Raw genomic sequence first — 16,126 nt, forward strand, 5'->3', positions numbered from 1 at the left:
GAACTCGCGAGTTCCGGGCCTGATCACGCGAGTTCCGGTCCCCATCACGCGAGTGACGAGTTCGAGCACGGGCCGCGGGCTGGTCAGGTGGCGAGGCCGAGGTGGGTGGCGAGGGCTTGGGAGCCTTCCGGGGTGAGGCGGAGGGCTCGGTGGGCCGGGGAGCGGCGTGTCACCCAGCCCGCGTCGAGGAACCTGGTCGCCAAGGCCGCGCCCAGCGCGCCCGCCAGGTGGTGCCGTTGCTCGCTCCAGTCCAGGCAGAACTTCAGCAGCGGACGACGTCCGGCCGCGGCCAGGTCCAGATCCACCCCCAGCGAACCGAACACCGCAGCGGCCGCAGGACCCAGCGTGTACGGGTGTTCGCGCAGCGGAGCCGAAATCCGATCCCCCGGACGCCGTCGCGTGTCGGAAGCCCCGGCCAGGGCGCCCCGCAGGAGCAACGCCGACGTCACCGCCACCCCGAGCCGTCCGGCCAGGTGGTCGTAGCACGTCCGGGCCGTCCGCAGCGCATCCGCCCGCGTCCCCTCGCGCAACGACGTCACCGTCTGTGACGGCGAACACCGCGCCAACGTCTCCAGCAGCTCCGCGGTGTCCGGGCCGGCCAGCCGGTAGAACCGGTGCCGCCCCGACTTCTCCGCGACGACCAGCCCCGCCGACCGCAGCTTCGCCAGGTGCGCGCTGACGCCCTGTGCCGACAACCGCGCCTCGGCGGCCAGCACCGACGCCGCCAGCGCCCGGCCGTCGGCGAGCGCGAGCAGCACCCGGACCCGCGCCGGGTCGGCGAACAGCGCGGCCGTGCGCGCGATGTCGGCGTCGCCCTCCACGTCACCCAGGATGCCCGCGCGACACTTCCACCCAAACGGAAGTGTCCCCGCGGTCCACTGGGGGCATGCTCCTGTTCACCATGTGCGCCGGGATGTTCCTGGTGCAGCTGGACGTCACGGTCGTCAACGTCGCCCTGCCCGCCATCGGCGCCGGCCTCCACGCCGGCCTCGCCGCGCAGCAGTGGGTGGTGGACGGCTACTCCGTCACCCTGGCCGCGTTCCTCCTCACCGGCGGCGCCCTCGGCGACGTTCAAGGCCACCGCCGGGTCGTCCTGACGGGCTTCGCGCTGTTCGGCACCGCGTCGGCCGCGTGCGGGCTCGCCACCTCCGCACCCCTGCTCGTCGCCGCCCGCGCCGGCCAGGGCCTGGGTGCGGCGTTGCTGCTGCCGGGCACCCTCGCCGTGATCACGAACGCCTACCCGGGACACGCCGAGCGAGCGCGGGCCCTCGGCATCTGGGCCGGGGTCTCGGCACTCGCCCTGGCCGCGGGCCCGGTGCTCGGCGGCGCCGTGGTGACCGCGGTGGGCTGGCAGCCGGTCTTCTGGCTCAACGTCCCCGTCGTGCCGGCGGCCGCGTTCGCGACGGCGCGGCTCGTCCCGCGCGGCGCGCGCGTGCCCGGACGGCGGATCGACGTCGCCGGCGTCGTCACGGCGGTGCCCGCCCTCGGCGCCGGCGTCTACGCGGTCATCGACCGGAACGTCGTGGCCGGGATCGTGGCGGCCGGCGCACTCGCCGCCTTCGTGGCCGTGGAACGCCGCTCGCCCGATCCGATGCTGCCCCCGGACGTCGCCCGCCGGACGCTCGGCCCGAACTTCGTCGCGGCGGCGATGAACTTCACCGGCATCGGCGCGATCCTCGTCCTGACGCTCTACCTGCAGGGCGTGCGGCACGCGAGCCCGCTGCAAGCCGGCCTCGAGGTCCTGCCGCTGTTCGGCCCGCTCTCGCTCCTGGCTCCCGTCGCGGGCCGGCTCACCGGCCGCTTCGGCCCCCGCCCGCTCATGGTGACCGGCTTGGCCCTGGGCGCGCTCGGCATGCTGAACCTGCTGCTGCTCAACGAAACCAGCGGCTACCCGGCCCTGCTGCCGACCCTGCTCGGCCTCGGCATCGGGATGGGCCTGCTGACGACGGCGGTGGTGACGGCCGCGGTCGGCGGCATCCCGCCCGAGCGCGCCGGCGTGGCCAGCGGCGTCAACAACACCGCCCGCCAGGCCGGCGGCGCGCTCGGGGTGGCGGTGCTCGGCACCGCCGTGGCCGGCCCGTTCGTCACCGGCCTGCACGAGGTCGGCCTGATCGCGGGCACGCTCTGGCTGGTCGCGATCGGCGTGACCGTACGTGCCCCTCGTGACAACCCGGTTGCGCGGGCCGGTTAACCTGGTAGGCAACACGGCGTCGATCCGGCCATCACCGGGGAGCCTCCGGAAGAACCGAGCGTCACGCTCTCAGTAGAACCGGACGGGTGCGGCCCGTGACAGCCGTTCAACGAAGCGGCCTGTGAGAACAGGCAAGCGGGGTGGTACCGCGGAACACCGGAAGGTGTCTCGTCCCCGTGTGGGTGACCGGTGCGGGAGCCGGTCGTCCGTACGCGAGCGACGAACCGAGGAGCACCCGGATGTACCCCCAGGCCCAGCTTGGCGACGGCGCAGGAGTCCCGTCGCAGCCGTCGTTCCCCGCCCTGGAAAAGCAGGTCCTCGCCTACTGGGAGAGCGACCGGACGTTCCAGGCGACGATCGACGCGCGTCCCGCGGGCGAGAAGGGCGAAAACGAGTACGTCTTCTACGACGGCCCGCCCTTCGCCAACGGCCTGCCGCACTACGGCCACCTCCTCACCGGGTACGTCAAGGACCTGGTGCCGCGGTACCAGACCATGAAGGGCCGCAAGGTCGAGCGCCGGTTCGGCTGGGACACCCACGGCCTGCCCGCCGAGCTCGAAGCCATGCGCCAGCTCGGCATCACCGAGACGTCCGAGATCGAAGAGATGGGCATCGCGAAGTTCAACGCGGCTTCGCAGGAGTCCGTCCTCCGCTACACCGACGAGTGGCGCGAGTACGTCACCCGCCAGGCCCGCTGGGTCGACTTCGACAACGACTACAAGACCCTCGACGTCACCTACATGGAGTCGGTGCTCTGGGCCTTCAAACGCCTGTGGGACAAGGGACTCGTCTACGAGGGCTACCGCGTCCTGCCGTACTGCTGGCGCGACGCGACGCCGCTGTCCAACCACGAGCTGGGCATGGACTCCGACGTCTACCGCAACCGCCAGGACCCGGCCGTCACCGTCGGCTTCCGCCTGGAGGGCAACGACAACGAGCTCGACGGCGCCTACCTGCTCATCTGGACGACGACCCCGTGGACGCTGCCGTCGAACCTCGCCACGGCCGTGCACCCGGACGTGCAGTACGTCGTCGTCGAGAACGACGGCAAGCGGTTCCTGCTCGCCGAAGCGCGCGTTGCCGCGTACGCGCGTGAACTCGGCGAAGAGCCCACGGTCGTCGCGCACTACACCGGCACGGAGCTGCTCGGAACCCGTTACGCGCCACCGTTCCCGTACTTCACCGGCACCGAGAACGCCCACCAGGTGCTGGCCGCCGACTACGTCACCACCGACGACGGCACCGGGATCGTCCACATCGCACCCGCCTACGGTGCCGACGACAAGCTCGTCACCGACGCCGCCGGCATCCCGCCGGTCACCCCGGTCGACGCGCACGGCAAGTTCGACGCGACCGTGCCGGACTACGAGGGCCAGCAGGTCTTCGACGCCAACCCGAACATCGTGCGGGACCTCAAGAACGGCACCGGTTCCGCGGCGCAGCAGGGCGCCGTGCTGCTGCGGCACGAGACCTACGACCACAGCTACCCGCACTGCTGGCGCTGCCGGAACCCGCTGATCTACCGCGCGGTCTCCTCGTGGTTCGTCGCGGTGACGCAGTTCAAGGACCGGATGGTCGAGCTGAACCAGCAGATCACCTGGTACCCGGAGAACGTCAAGGACGGCCAGTTCGGGAAGTGGCTGGAGAACGCCATCGACTGGTCGATCTCCCGCAACCGGTACTTCGGCACGCCGATCCCGGTGTGGCAGTCCGACGACCCGGCGTACCCGCGCACCGACGTCTACGGCTCGCTCGACGAGCTCGAGGCGGACTTCGGCGTGCGGCTGGACAACCTGCACCGGCCCTACATCGACGAGCTGACCCGGCCGAACCCGGACGACCCGACCGGGAAGTCCACCATGCGCCGCGTCCCGGACGTCCTCGACGTCTGGTTCGACTCGGGCTCGATGCCCTACGCCCAGGTGCACTACCCGTTCGAGAACGCCGAGTGGTTCGAGCACCACTACCCGAGCGACTTCATCGTCGAGTACATCGGGCAGACCCGCGGCTGGTTCTACCTGCTGCACGTGCTCGCGACGGCGCTGTTCGACCGGCCGGCCTTCCGCACCTGCGTCTCGCACGGCATCGTGCTGGGCTCGGACGGCGCGAAGATGTCCAAGTCGCTGCGCAACTACCCGGACGTCAACGAGGTCTTCGAGCGCGACGGCTCCGACGCCATGCGCTGGTACCTGATGGCGAGCCCGATCCTGCGCGGCGGCAACCTCGTCGTCACCGACAAGGGCATCCGCGACGCCGTCCGCCAGGCCGTGCTGCCGCTGTGGAACTCGTACTACTTCCTCGCGCTGTACGCGAACGCCGAGGGCGTGGAAGGCCAGTGGCGCACGGACTCGCCGAACGTGCTCGACCGGTACGTCCTGGCGAAGACGCACGAGCTGGTCACCGACGTCGAGTACGCGATGGACAACTACGACGTCGCGGGCGCGTGCCAGACCGTCCGGGACTTCCTCGAAGTCCTCACGAACTGGTACGTGCGCCGCTCGCGCGACCGCTTCTGGGCCGGCGACCAGGACGCGATCGACACGCTGCACACCGTGCTGGAGGTGACGTCGCGGGTCGCGGCGCCGCTGCTGCCGCTGACCACCGAGGTCGTCTGGCGCGGCCTCACCGGCGGCCGTTCGGTGCACCTGAGCGACTGGCCGAACGCGAACGACCTGCCCGCGGACGCGGCGCTGGTCACCGCGATGGACCGGGTGCGGCAGGTGGCGTCGTCGGCGCTGTCGCTGCGGAAGGCGAACAAGCTGCGCGTGCGGCTGCCGCTGTCGTCGCTGGTCGTCGCGGCCGAGGACGCCGAGACCCTGGGCGCCTTCGCCGACATCCTGCGCGACGAGGTGAACGTCAAGGCGGTCGAGCTGACCACCGACGTCGCCGCGCACGGCGGGTTCGAGGTCGCGGTGAACGCCCGCGCCGCCGGGCCGCGCCTGGGCAAGGACGTCCAGACGGTGATCAAGGCCGTCAAGGCGGGGGACTGGTCGTTCCAGGGCGGCGCCGTGGTCGCGGCCGGGATCGCGCTGCAGGAGGGCGAGTTCGAACGCCGGCTGGTCGCCAAGGGCAGCGGCGCGGCAGCGGAACTGCCCGGCGGGTCCGGGCTGGTCCTGATCGACACCGACGTGACGCCGGAGCTGGCGGCCGAGGGCCTGGTCCGCGACCTGGTCCGGGTCGTGCAGCAGGCGCGTCGCGACGCTGGGCTCGACGTCGCCGACCGGATCGCGCTGACCGTCGACGCGCCCGCCGACGTCGTGGAAGCGGCGCGGACGCACGAGGAGTTCCTCGCGTCCGAAACGCTTTCCACGTCGGTGACCCACGGCCCGGCCGGCGAGGGCTTCGCCGGGACGGTCGGCGACGGCACGAAGGTGACCGTGGCGGTGGCGAAGGCCTGATTGTCAGGGGTGGCCGGTAGGGTGCAGACTCGATCGGCCACCTTCGGGTGGCTCCTTGGGGGAGGGGAACCGGGATGAGGCCTGGCACGAGACGCGGCGTCCTGATCGGTGGCGCGCTGCTGGTCGTCGTGGTCGTGGTGGCCGCGTTCTTCCTGCTGAACAGCGGGAATTCGACACCGGAGGCCGCCGCCGGCGCGACCACCGTGGAGAGTCCGGGTGCGCTCGACCCGAACTCGGCGATCACCGAGTACCTGCAGGACCTTTCCGAGAACAACCCCGACGCGGCGGGCCGGCTGACCGACGACAACGCGGCCGCCGCGGTGGCGCTGCGGGCCACGCGGAACACGCTGAACCCGACGTCGGTGGCCGCCAAGCTGACCGTCCTGCAGCCGTCCCCGGCCGGGGCGAAGCGGACGGGCGGCACGTTCAGCATGGCGTGGACGCTGAAGCCGGGCCAGGTCTGGACCTACGACGTGCCGTTCGAGCTGGTGCAGAGCAGCGGGAAGTGGCTGGTGCACTGGGCGCCGTCGCTGGTGCACCCGAAGCTGGAGGCGGGCCAGCGGCTGGTGATCAGCACCGCCGCGCAGGACACCGTCGCGGTCGCCGACCGGGACGGCAAACCGCTGGTGATCAGCGGGTCCGGCGGCCCACGGATGGTGGATGGCAACCCGGCGCCGCTGCTGCGTTCGGCGCTGGTCGGGCAGGTCACCGCCGCGGCGGGCGCGGGCTTCGCCGTCGAACGCGTCGATGCCGGCGGCAAGAGCCTCGAGCGGCTGTACGGGAAGACGTCGGACGCCGAGGCGAAGCCGCTCGTGTCGAGCCTGAGCCTGACCGCACAGAACGCCGCCCAGGCCGCCGTCGACGGCTACCAGGGGTCGGCGATGCTCGTCGCCCTCGACACGGGTTCGGGGGACATGCTCGCCGTCGCGCAGAACGCCGCCGCCGGGAACTCGCCGAAGGCGCTCAACGGCCTGTACGAGCCGGGGTCGTCGTTCAAGATCGCCACGGCGGTGGCGGCGGTCCAGCAGAGCGGCCTCAACGCGACGTCGCCGGTCGACTGCCCGGGCGTCGCGACGATCGGCACGCGGACGGTCAAGAACGAGGGCTTCGAGCTGGGCGCGACGAACCTGCAGACGGCGTTCGCGCGCTCCTGCAACACGACGTTCGGCCAGCTCGCGCTCGGCCTGCCCGCGGACGGGTTGAAGAAGGCGGCCGACGAACTGGGCCTCAACGCCGACTACGACATCCCCGGGATCAAGACCGAGCTGGGGAAGGTCGAGCCCGCGGCGAGCAAGGACGAGCAGGTCGAGGACGGGTTCGGCCAGGGCCGGATCCAGGCCAGCGCCCTCGGCGGCACGCTGATGGCGGCCACGGTCGCCACCGGCAAGGCGATCACGCCGAGGCTGTGGCACGACCTGGAGACGACCGTGGTCAAGGGCTACTCGCCGCCGCCGTCCTCGGTGCTCGGTGAGGTGCGGAAGCTGATGCGCGCGGTGGTGACGAGCGGCACCGGCCGCGCGGCGGGGGCGGCCGGGAACGTCTTCGGCAAGACGGGCACGGCCCAGTTCGGCGACGGTTCGAACGCGACGGGCTGGTTCGTCGGCTACCGCGACAAGATCGCCTTCGCGGTGGTCTTGGAGAACTCGAACGACTCGGGCCCGGCCGTCCAGCTGGCCGCCAAGTTCCTCAAGGCCCTCTGACCCCGCCCACGGGTAACTTTCCCAGGGAAAGTGCGGCTCAGGCCGGCCTCGAGCGGCACTTTCGTAGGAAAAGTGCCGCGTCGCTTCGGCCGTGGCCGACGGGTCGGGGCTCTAGCGTGGGGGCATGGAGACGATCGCGCTGGCCGAGGTGGCCGCGGTGCTGGCCGACCCGAGCCGGGCCACCATGTGCCTCGTGCTGCTGGACGGGCGGGCCTGGACCGTCGGCGAGCTCGCGAAGGCCGCCGGGATCGCCCTGTCGACGGCCAGCGAGCACGTCACCCGGCTGGCCGGGGCCGGCTTCGTCGCCCGCGTCAAGCAGGGGCGGGCCAGCTACGTCCGGATCGCCGACCCGCGCGTCGCCGAGCTGATCGAGCACCTGGCCCAGCACGCCGAACACCGGCCCGTCACCAGCCTGAAGTCGTCGCTGCGGGCCCGGCGGCTCGGGTTCGCCCGCACCTGCTACGACCACCTCGCCGGCGAGCTCGGCGTCGCCCTCCGCGAAGGCATGCTCGCCACCGGCCTGGTCGACACCGCCGACGGCCTGGCGCTGACCCCGCGCGGCCGCGACGTGCTGGCGAACCTCGGCGTCCCCGTCGCCGCCGGGCGGCGGCCGCTGCTGCGTGACTGTCTGGATTGGACGGAGCGCCGCGACCACCTCGCCGGGGCCCTGCCCGCGGCGCTGCTCGACCGGGCGGTCGACGCCGGCTGGGTGGCCAGGGACGGCCACCGCGCGGTCAAGGTGCTGCCGGCGGCGGGGGAGCCGTTCGCCGCGCTCGGTGTCGATCTCGACGCGCTCGGTGGTGTCGCGGCGCCTTAACACACCGGGTGTCCGGCGCCGGGCAGCGGTACACGAACGAGTTAACCCTCGCGCCTCACTATTCTGAGGGCCCCACGGCACTCGGGAGGAGGCGGGCATGGACCAGCTTCCCGTGCTGCTCGGCGTCGGCGGCGTCGTGCTCCTCGCCTCCGTGCTGGCCGTGCGCGTGTCGATCCGGCTCGGCCTGCCCTCCCTGCTGCTGTACCTGGGGATCGGCGTGCTGCTGGGCGAAGCCGGGTTCGGCATCCGGTTCGACAACCCGGAACTCACCCAGTCGCTCGGCCTCGCCGCGCTCGTCATGATCCTCGCCGAAGGCGGGCTGACCACCCGGTGGTCGGCGGTGAAACCCGCACTGGGCCGCGGGATCGCACTGTCCACAGTGGCCGTCGTGGTGAGCGTCGCGGCCACCGGCGCGGCCCTGCACTGGCTGCTGGGCCTCGACTGGCGGCTGGCGCTGCTGTGGGGCGCGGTGCTCGCCTCGACCGACGCGGCCGCGGTGTTTTCGGTGCTGCGCACGGCGGGGATCGGAAAACGGCTCACCGGCGCGCTCGAACTCGAGTCGGGGATCAACGACGCACCGGCCTACATCGCCGTCGTGGTGCTGGCCGAAGGCACCACTGTGGACTGGACGCTGCCGCTGCTGGTGGTCTACGAGCTGACGGCGGGCCTGGTCATCGGGCTGGCGTTCGGCTGGCTCGGCGGGATCGCGCTGCGCCGGGCCGCGCTGCCGGCGACCGGCCTCTACCCGCTGGCCACGGTCGCGGTGTGCGTCGTGGCGTACTCGTCCGGGCAGCTGCTGCACGCGTCCGGGCTGCTCGCCACCTACGTCGCCGCGCTGGTGCTCGGCAATTCGAAGCTGCCGCACCGGTCGGACACGCTCTCGTTCGCCGAAGGCCTGGGCTGGCTGGCGCAGATCGGGCTGTTCGTGCTGCTCGGCCTGTTCGCTTCGCCGAGCCGGCTGCTCGACGCGATCGTGCCGGGCCTGGTCGCGGGCGCTGTCGTGCTGCTGCTGGCGCGGCCGGTCTCGGTCGTGCTGTCGATGCTGCCGTTCCGGCTGCCGTGGCGGGAACAGGCGTTCCTGTCGTGGGCCGGGCTGCGCGGTGCCGTGCCGATCGTGCTCGCGATGATCCCGCTGTCGCAGGGCCTGCCGGGCGCGCAGCGGCTGGTCGACGCGGTGTTCGTGCTGGTCATCGTGCTGACCCTGGTCCAGGGGGCGACGCTCGGCCCGCTCGCCCGCCGGCTCGGGCTGGCCAAGAAGTCCGAGGCGCACGAAATCGAGGTCGACTCCGCGCCGCTGGACGAGCTGGGCGCCGAACTGCTGCAGGTCCGGATCCAGCCGGGGTCGAAGCTGCACGGGGTGTACCTGTCCGAGCTGCGGCTGCCCGTCGGGGCGACGATCAGCCTGGTCGTGCGCGACGGCGCGAGTTTCACCCCGCAGAAGACCAGCCGGCTGCAGGAGCACGACCAGCTGCTGGTCGTCACGACGAGCGCGGTCCGCGACGCGGCCGAACGCCGGCTGCGCGCGGTCGACCGGGCCGGGCGCCTGGCTCGCTGGAGGGGCGAGTCCGGCAAGTAATTCACGAACAGTCTTCCCAGTCGTCCCTCTTTTGGCTTAATGTGCGCTCGATCGAGTGAACATTGCGTCAGAGGAGAACACGCCGTGACTGTTTCCGTGCGCGCGGCGGGCTTGACCGCCGCGGTCATCGCGGCCGTGGGCCTGCTCGCCGCTCCGGCGTCCGCCGCGGCGTTTCCGGAGCTCACCTTGCCGTTCGAAGCGGGCCAGCAGGTCTACTCGGCGGGCATCCACTCCGACGACGGCAGCACCGGCGTGAAGAACGCCATCGACTTCAGCCCCGCCGACGGCACGGTCCGCGCGCCCCTGGCCGGCACGGTCCACCTGCAGCACTGCTCCGGCGGTGACTGGGTGACCGTCGATCACCCGGATGGGTGGCGGACCGGCTACTACCACCTGGAGGGCATCCGGGTCACCGACGGTGAGCAGGTCGAGGCCGGAATGGTGCTGGGCTCGACCGGCAACGCCCTCCCTTGCGGGGGCAGCAGCACCGGCGCGCACGTGCACTTCACGCTCTGGACGCTCCCGGACGCGGCCGCGGGGAACTGGGACGGCGTCGCCTTCTCCCGGATCGCGACGACGGTCGCGGCGGCGCTCGGCGAGCCGATCGACGGCAAAACCCTCGGCGGCTGGCGCTTCACGGCGGGCTCCGAGCAGTACTCCGGCACCGCGACGCACCTCGCGGACGGCGCGGTGGTCCAGCTGCCGGGCAGGTTCCGCGCGAGTCTCTGACGCCGCGACCGCCGCCGGCCGCGCTCGGTGCTCCGCCCCGAGGTGGCATCGCGACCGCCGCCGGCCGCGCTCGGTGCTCCGCCCCGAGGTGGCGTCGCGACCGCCGCCGGCCGCGCTCGGTGCTCCGCCCCGAAGTGGCATCGCGGCGGCTACCGTCTGTGAGCGGCGTCTCAGAATGTGAGTCCGGGGTTGGCCGCCGCCCGCCTTCTCGGTTACCTTCTGCCTCAGGTCATGAGTGCCAGCGCGAAGCCCCGGCTTGCTGGCCGGCAACCCTCCTACCGCGGTGGGGTGCCCCGGGTGAAGACCGGGCCGGTCGCGCCGTGCGACGGGCAAGCGCGGGCCCCTCGCCGGGGTCCCCCGGATCGCCGAGGAGGCACCCCGATGACTCTCGCCATCGACCGCACCCAGTTCGAAAGCCTCGAAACCGAGGAAACTCGGGAACCCCACGGCATCCCCACCGTCGCCGGGGCGTCGCTGCGGGTTCCGCTGGTGACCGGCGAAACCATCGGCTACGCCAACCTCGACCACGCCGCGAGCGCCCCCTGCCTCGACGCCGTCCGCAAGAAGGTCGACGAGTTCCTGCCCTGGTACGCCAGCGTCCACCGCGGTGCCGGCTTCGCGTCGCAGGTCTCCACCAAGCTCTACGAACGCACCCGTGACGTCCTGCGGCGCTTCGTCGGCGCGCGGCGGACCGACACCGTCGTCTTCACCCGCAACACCACCGACTCCTTCAACCTGCTCGCGCGCAGCCTTCCCCGCCACACCACGGTCATCGTGTTCGACACCGAGCACCACGCCGCGCTGCTGCCGTGGCCGGGCCCGAACGTCCGGCGGCTGCCGACCCCGCGCACCCGCCTCGCCGCGGTGTCCGCTGTGGACGAAGCACTCGCGAGCGCCCCGCAGGGACCGCGGCTGGTCGTCGTCACCGGAGCGTCCAATGTGACCGGTGAGCTGCTCCCGGTCGCGGAAATCGCCGCCGTGGCGCGGAAACACGGCGCCCGCATCGCCCTCGACGCCGCCCAGCTGGCCCCGCACCGCCGGATCTCGCTCAAGGAACTGGACGTCGACTACGTCGCGCTGTCCGGCCACAAGCTGTACGCACCCTTCGGCGCGGGCGCCCTGATCGGCCGCGCCGACTGGCTGCGCGCGGCCCGCCCCTACCTCGCCGGCGGCGGCGCGACGAAGCTCGTCACCGAAGACGCCGTCGTCTGGAACACCGGCCCGGAGCGCCACGAAGCCGGCTCGCCCAACACCGTCGGCGTGTACGCGCTCGGCGTCGCGTGCGAAACCCTCGGCGAAAACTGGGCCGCGATCGAGGACCACGAGCAGGTCCTGCTCACCCGGCTGCGCAAGGGCCTCGAAGGCATCCCGGGCTGCGCCGAGCTGCGGCTGTTCGACGCGCCGGTCGACCGGGTCGGCACGGTCAGCTTCGTCGTCGACGGCTTCGACCCCGGCTGGCTCGCCGCGGTGCTGTCCGCCGAGTACGGCATCGGCGTCCGCGACGGCGCCTTCTGCGCCCACATCGCGGCCAAGCGGCTGATCGGCGTCACCGGCGGCGACGGGCAGCAGGCGGTCCGCGTCAGCCTCGGCCTCGGCAGCACGGAGGAGCACGTCGACCGCGTCATCCTGGCGCTGCGGCAGATCGTCGCCCGCGGGGCCCGCTGGGAGTACGCGAAGGTGGACGGCCGCTGGGCGCCGGTCGGCGACCCGCGGGAGCTGCCGCCCTTCTGCTGAGCGCTAGCCTGGGCCGATGGGGAGAGGGCCGCGTTTCTGGTTTCCGCTGGCACTGCTGGGGTTCGCCGAGGTCGGCGTGGCTGCGGCGGAACTGCTGGCCCGCCGCAGCGGCGCCGAAGCCGAGTCCGCGAACCTCCTCCTCCACCCGGTGGTCCCGACCGGCCCGACCTACGGCTACGCGCAATTCCTGACCCAGGACGAGTTCTTCGCGCACGGCCGGGAACTGCCCGACGGGCCGGCGTGGCTGGTCGCGCTCGGCGTGGTGCTCGTCGGCACGGCCGTCTGGTACGCGGTCGCGTCGCGGCCGGTCCGCACCGGGTGGTTCGTCCTGGGCACGGTGGGCGCGCTGCTCGCCGTCCCGCTGCTCGACCTGGTCGGGTCCTGGCAGTTCCGGCTCGACGACAACCTGCGCGGCCCCCTCCTGGCCACGCTGGGCCTGCTCATCCTCGCCGCCTACGAGCGCAGCCGCTTCGTCCTGGTGACGACGGCCGCGTTCGCCCTGGTCGCCGTGGTGCTCTCGGCGGACATGGCGGGCGTGCTGATCTCGGCGCTGATCCTGCTGGCCGCCGCCTTCATCGCCCTGCTGCGGGGAACCCCGCGCTCGATACCCTGAGGCGATGGGGAGTTCACGGCAGTCCTGGTTCCCGCTGGCGGCGCTGGGGTTCGCGCTGCTGGTGATGGTGGCCGTCGAAGTGGTCCCGGCCGACATCGAAGCCGCGCAGGTGTACCAGCCGTCCCAACGCCTCTACGGCTTCGGCACCGGCGGGGTCGGCGGCACCGGCTATCCGGACGGGAACGTCTTGCACGGAGTGGCGACCGCCGTCGCGGTCGCCGGGGCGCCCTCGGCCAGGCTCGGCTGGCTCGCCGGTCTCGTCTGCGTGGTGCTCGCCGTGGCCGCCTGGTACTGGTGGCAGCTGCGGCCGCCGCGGCCGGCCCGGTTCCTGCTCGGCACGCTCGGGGCGGTGGCCGCCGTCCCGCTGCTCGACCTGGTCGGCGCCCTCGAGTTCCGCCTGGGCGCCGACGTCCGCGGCGCCCTGCTGGCGGCGCTCGGCCTGGTGCTGCTGGCCGGTTACGAACGCAGCTGGTTCCTGCTCGCCGTCGCCGGGGTGTTCACGCTGGTCGCGACCGTGTTCCTGCCCCCGGCCGCCGGTGCGCTCGCCGCGGCGGGCGTCCTGCTCGCGGCCGCGTTCGCCGTGCTCCTGCGGCCGCGTCCGGACGGGCCCGCCGCCGCCTGACCCGGGCCGTGGACAATGGACCGGTGAGCACCGAGCCCAGCCACTCCGAACCCGACACCGCCGCGCCCGCCGATGCGGTGCCCGATCCGGCCGCCGACGCGCCCGAGAACCCGGAGGTCCCGGCGAAGCCGCTGCTGCCGAAGCGGCGGGTCGGCTGGGTCTTCGCGGTCGCCGTCGTGTTCTGGGCGATCGACCTGGTGACGAAGAACCTGGTCGTGGCCAACCTGGAGGGCAAGGAGCCGGTCAAGATCCTCGGCGGGCTGATCTACCTGCAGGTGATCCGCAACCCCGGTGCCGCGTTCTCGATGGCCACCGGCATGACGTGGGTGCTCGCCCTGGTCGCGCTCGCCGTGGTCATCGCGATCATCTGGCTGTCGCGGCGGCTGCGCTCGATCGGCTGGGCGATCGGCCTCGGCCTGGTGCTCGCCGGCGCCACCGGCAACCTGACCGACCGCATCTTCCGCGCGCCCGGCGGGCTGCAGGGCCACGTCGTCGACTTCATCTCGGCCTTCGCCCCCAACGGCAAGGGCTTCGCGATCTTCAACATCGCCGACTCCGCGATCTGCGTCGGCGGCGCCCTGATCGTCCTGCTGTCGCTGCTGGGCAAGGACTACGACGGCACGTCGACCAAGGACAAGAAGAAGCAGGACCAGCAGGAGGAGCAGGCGTGAACTCGCGGATGCTCCCGGTGCCCGACGGGCTCGACGGGATGCGGGTCGACGCCGGCCTCGCCAAGCTGCTCGGGCTGTCCCGCACGGTCGTCGCCGAGCTCGCCGAGGCCGGGGACGTGCTGCTCGACGGCCGTCCCGCGGGCAAGTCCGACCGGCTTTCCGGCGGCGGCCTGCTGGAAATCACCCTGCCGGAGCCGGCGAACCCGGTCGAGGTCGTCGCGGAGCCGGTCGCGGGCATGCAGATCCTGCACGACGACGACGACATCGTCGTGATCTCGAAGCCGGTCGGCGTCGCGGTGCACCCGAGCCCGGGCTGGACCGGCCCGACCGTCGTCGGCGGCCTCGCCGCGGCCGGCCTGCGCATCGCGACCTCGGGCGCGGCCGAGCGCCAGGGCGTGGTCCACCGGCTCGACGCGGGCACCACCGGCGTGATGGTGGTGGCCAAGAGCGAGCACGCCTACACCGTGCTCAAGCGCGCGTTCAAGGAGCGCACGGTCGACAAGGGCTACCACGCGATCGTCCAGGGCCACCCGGACCCGACGCGCGGCACGATCGACGCGCCGATCGACCGCCACCCGCGCCACGACTACAAGTTCGCGGTGGTCCAGGGCGGCCGCCCGAGCGTGACGCACTACGAGGTCGTCGAGGCGTTCCGGGCGGCGTCGCTCGCGCACATCAAGCTCGAAACCGGGCGGACGCACCAGATCCGCGTCCACTTCTCGGCGCTGCGGCACCCCTGCGTCGGCGACCTGACCTACGGCGCCGACCCGGTCCTGGCCCGCCACCTCGGCCTGAGCCGGCAGTGGCTGCACGCGAAGACCCTGGGATTCGCCCACCCCGCGGACGGCCGCTGGGTCGAGTTCGAGTCGGAGTACCCGGACGACCTCGCGAAGGCCCTCGAGATCCTGCGCGACGAAAGCTACTAGTCCTCGATCGACCAGGTGAGCGTGCGCTCGTCCGGCTCCGGCCGCGGGCTCCAGCGCACCGAGACCACGCGGGTGGCGTCCGGGAGGACGTACACCGTGTGGCCGCCCAGCGTTTCGCCCGGTTTGACGCCGATCTTGTGCGGTGGCCGGGACGTCAGCGACACCGGCGCCTTGCCGATCGCCTGGCCGTCGGCGGCGAGCAGCTCGAGGTAGTTGTCCGGCAGCGACGCGAACGGGATCGACCCGCGGTTGGTGATCTCGGTGTGCACCACCACCGCGCGCTCGCCCTCCTCCAGGCGGTAGCCGGCCGCGCTGAACAGGTAGTCGGCCGGGTCCTGGACCTCGAGGAGCTGCACCGACAGCTGCTCGCCCTCCAGGCCCTGGGTCTCCATGACCTCGCCGAGCCTGCCCTGCCGGCCGGCCGCGGGCCCACTCGGCCGGGCGGGCTCGTCGCCGCGGGCCCACGACGCGGTCTGCGGCACGCCCCAGGTGCTCACGGCCGGGTCGAGCGGCACGGGCGGCGGCGTGAACGGCCGGGGCGGGCGCGGCGGCTGCGGTTGCTGGGGCGGCGGGCCCGGGTAGCGGCCGGACGGCGTCCCCTGCACGTGGTGCGGCCCGGACGGCGTGCCCTGGACGTTGTAGGGCCCCGAGGGCGCGCCTTGGACGTTGTAGGGCCCGGATGGCGCGCCCTGGACGGTGTACGGCCCGGAAGGGGCGCCCTGCACGGTGTACGGCCCCGAAGGCGTCCCCTGGACCGGCGGGGGCATCGGCGGGCCGGGCGGCTGCGGCTGCTGCGGCACGGGCTGCGAAGGCGGCGGCGGGAACTGCTGCTGCGGCGGCCGGTTCGCCCACGACGGCGGCGAGCCGGCGATGGCCGCGCGGAGGCCGTTCGGGTCGCTTTCGACGCCGACGAGCAGGGGAAGCCCGCTGCCGGAGAGGGCGACCAGCCGGTAGGCGACCTCGCGGGGGTCCATGCCGACCTTGGCCGCCAGCTCGTGCACCGCCGCCTTGCCGAGGTCGGCGAGCGCGGCGAGCAGGCGGGTATCCACGGGATCGGTCACGGCCACCCGAAGAACGCTACCGCCTGGCCGATCGGCGGTGCCGCAGGCCGTCCGCCCCGGGCGAACGGCCCGCCGTTCCTGTCGGTGA

Annotated in this window: 13 protein-coding genes and 1 riboswitch; of the genes, 11 read left to right on the plus strand and 2 right to left on the minus strand. The window is 72.9% G+C overall.

Annotation, left to right across the window (positions count from 1 at the left end; all coding sequences use genetic code 11):
• Nucleotides 1-83: 83 nt before the first annotated feature.
• On the minus strand, nucleotides 84-821 hold the full coding sequence (locus tag CCN39_RS29460; RefSeq protein WP_086847448.1) for an ArsR/SmtB family transcription factor: 738 nt from the start codon (nucleotides 819-821) through the stop codon (nucleotides 84-86).
• Nucleotides 822-886: 65 nt separating this feature from the next.
• Here CCN39_RS29460 and CCN39_RS29465 point away from each other — a divergent pair, with 65 nt between their 5' ends.
• From CCN39_RS29465 to CCN39_RS29515, 11 genes are all read left to right on the plus strand, one after another.
• On the plus strand, nucleotides 887-2,191 hold the full coding sequence (locus CCN39_RS29465) for an MFS transporter (protein ID WP_086847450.1): 1,305 nt from the start codon (nucleotides 887-889) through the stop codon (nucleotides 2,189-2,191).
• Between the two features lie 239 nt (nucleotides 2,192-2,430).
• Nucleotides 2,431-5,589, plus strand: a complete 3,159-nt coding sequence (ileS, locus tag CCN39_RS29470; protein WP_086847452.1) for an isoleucine--tRNA ligase — start codon at nucleotides 2,431-2,433, stop codon at nucleotides 5,587-5,589.
• A gap of 74 nt (nucleotides 5,590-5,663) precedes the next feature.
• Nucleotides 5,664-7,289 carry a penicillin-binding transpeptidase domain-containing protein gene (locus CCN39_RS29475; RefSeq protein ID WP_086847454.1) on the plus strand — a complete coding sequence of 542 codons (1,626 nt, stop codon included), beginning with the start codon at nucleotides 5,664-5,666 and terminating at the stop codon, nucleotides 7,287-7,289.
• 124 nt (nucleotides 7,290-7,413) lie between these two features.
• Nucleotides 7,414-8,106 carry an ArsR/SmtB family transcription factor gene (locus CCN39_RS29480; protein ID WP_086847456.1) on the plus strand — a complete coding sequence of 231 codons (693 nt, stop codon included), beginning with the start codon at nucleotides 7,414-7,416 and terminating at the stop codon, nucleotides 8,104-8,106.
• Nucleotides 8,107-8,203: 97 nt separating this feature from the next.
• Complete coding sequence (locus tag CCN39_RS29485; protein WP_086847458.1) at nucleotides 8,204-9,682, plus strand: potassium/proton antiporter; 1,479 nt, start codon at nucleotides 8,204-8,206, stop codon at nucleotides 9,680-9,682.
• Nucleotides 9,683-9,766: 84 nt separating this feature from the next.
• Entirely contained in the window at nucleotides 9,767-10,411 is a 645-nt protein-coding gene (locus tag CCN39_RS29490; protein WP_244211055.1) for a M23 family metallopeptidase, read from the plus strand.
• 227 nt (nucleotides 10,412-10,638) lie between these two features.
• Nucleotides 10,639-10,753, plus strand: a riboswitch (SAM riboswitch).
• A gap of 39 nt (nucleotides 10,754-10,792) precedes the next feature.
• On the plus strand, nucleotides 10,793-12,145 hold the full coding sequence (locus CCN39_RS29495) for an aminotransferase class V-fold PLP-dependent enzyme (RefSeq protein WP_086847462.1): 1,353 nt from the start codon (nucleotides 10,793-10,795) through the stop codon (nucleotides 12,143-12,145).
• Nucleotides 12,146-12,161: 16 nt separating this feature from the next.
• Nucleotides 12,162-12,758: a hypothetical protein gene (locus tag CCN39_RS51250; RefSeq protein ID WP_208630441.1), complete on the plus strand. Its 597-nt coding sequence runs from the start codon at nucleotides 12,162-12,164 to the stop codon at nucleotides 12,756-12,758.
• Between the two features lie 4 nt (nucleotides 12,759-12,762).
• Nucleotides 12,763-13,380, plus strand: coding sequence for a hypothetical protein (locus CCN39_RS29505; RefSeq protein ID WP_086847464.1), 618 nt, complete (start codon nucleotides 12,763-12,765; stop codon nucleotides 13,378-13,380).
• 77 nt (nucleotides 13,381-13,457) lie between these two features.
• Nucleotides 13,458-14,051 (plus strand): signal peptidase II, encoded by a 594-nt coding sequence (gene lspA, locus CCN39_RS29510; RefSeq protein WP_086847516.1) that lies wholly within the window; start codon nucleotides 13,458-13,460, stop codon nucleotides 14,049-14,051.
• On the plus strand, nucleotides 14,048-14,977 hold the full coding sequence (locus CCN39_RS29515; protein WP_086847465.1) for an RluA family pseudouridine synthase: 930 nt from the start codon (nucleotides 14,048-14,050) through the stop codon (nucleotides 14,975-14,977). The genes lspA and CCN39_RS29515 overlap by 4 nt, the downstream gene beginning before the upstream one ends.
• Here the strand turns inward: CCN39_RS29515 and CCN39_RS29520 are convergent.
• Nucleotides 14,974-16,044 (minus strand): Lrp/AsnC family transcriptional regulator, encoded by a 1,071-nt coding sequence (locus CCN39_RS29520; RefSeq protein WP_086847467.1) that lies wholly within the window; start codon nucleotides 16,042-16,044, stop codon nucleotides 14,974-14,976. The two genes, CCN39_RS29515 and CCN39_RS29520, sit on opposite strands and share 4 nt — an antisense overlap.
• Nucleotides 16,045-16,126: the final 82 nt, after the last annotated feature.

The organism is Amycolatopsis kentuckyensis, from assembly GCF_002155975.1.
Classification (GTDB): domain Bacteria; phylum Actinomycetota; class Actinomycetes; order Mycobacteriales; family Pseudonocardiaceae; genus Amycolatopsis; species Amycolatopsis kentuckyensis.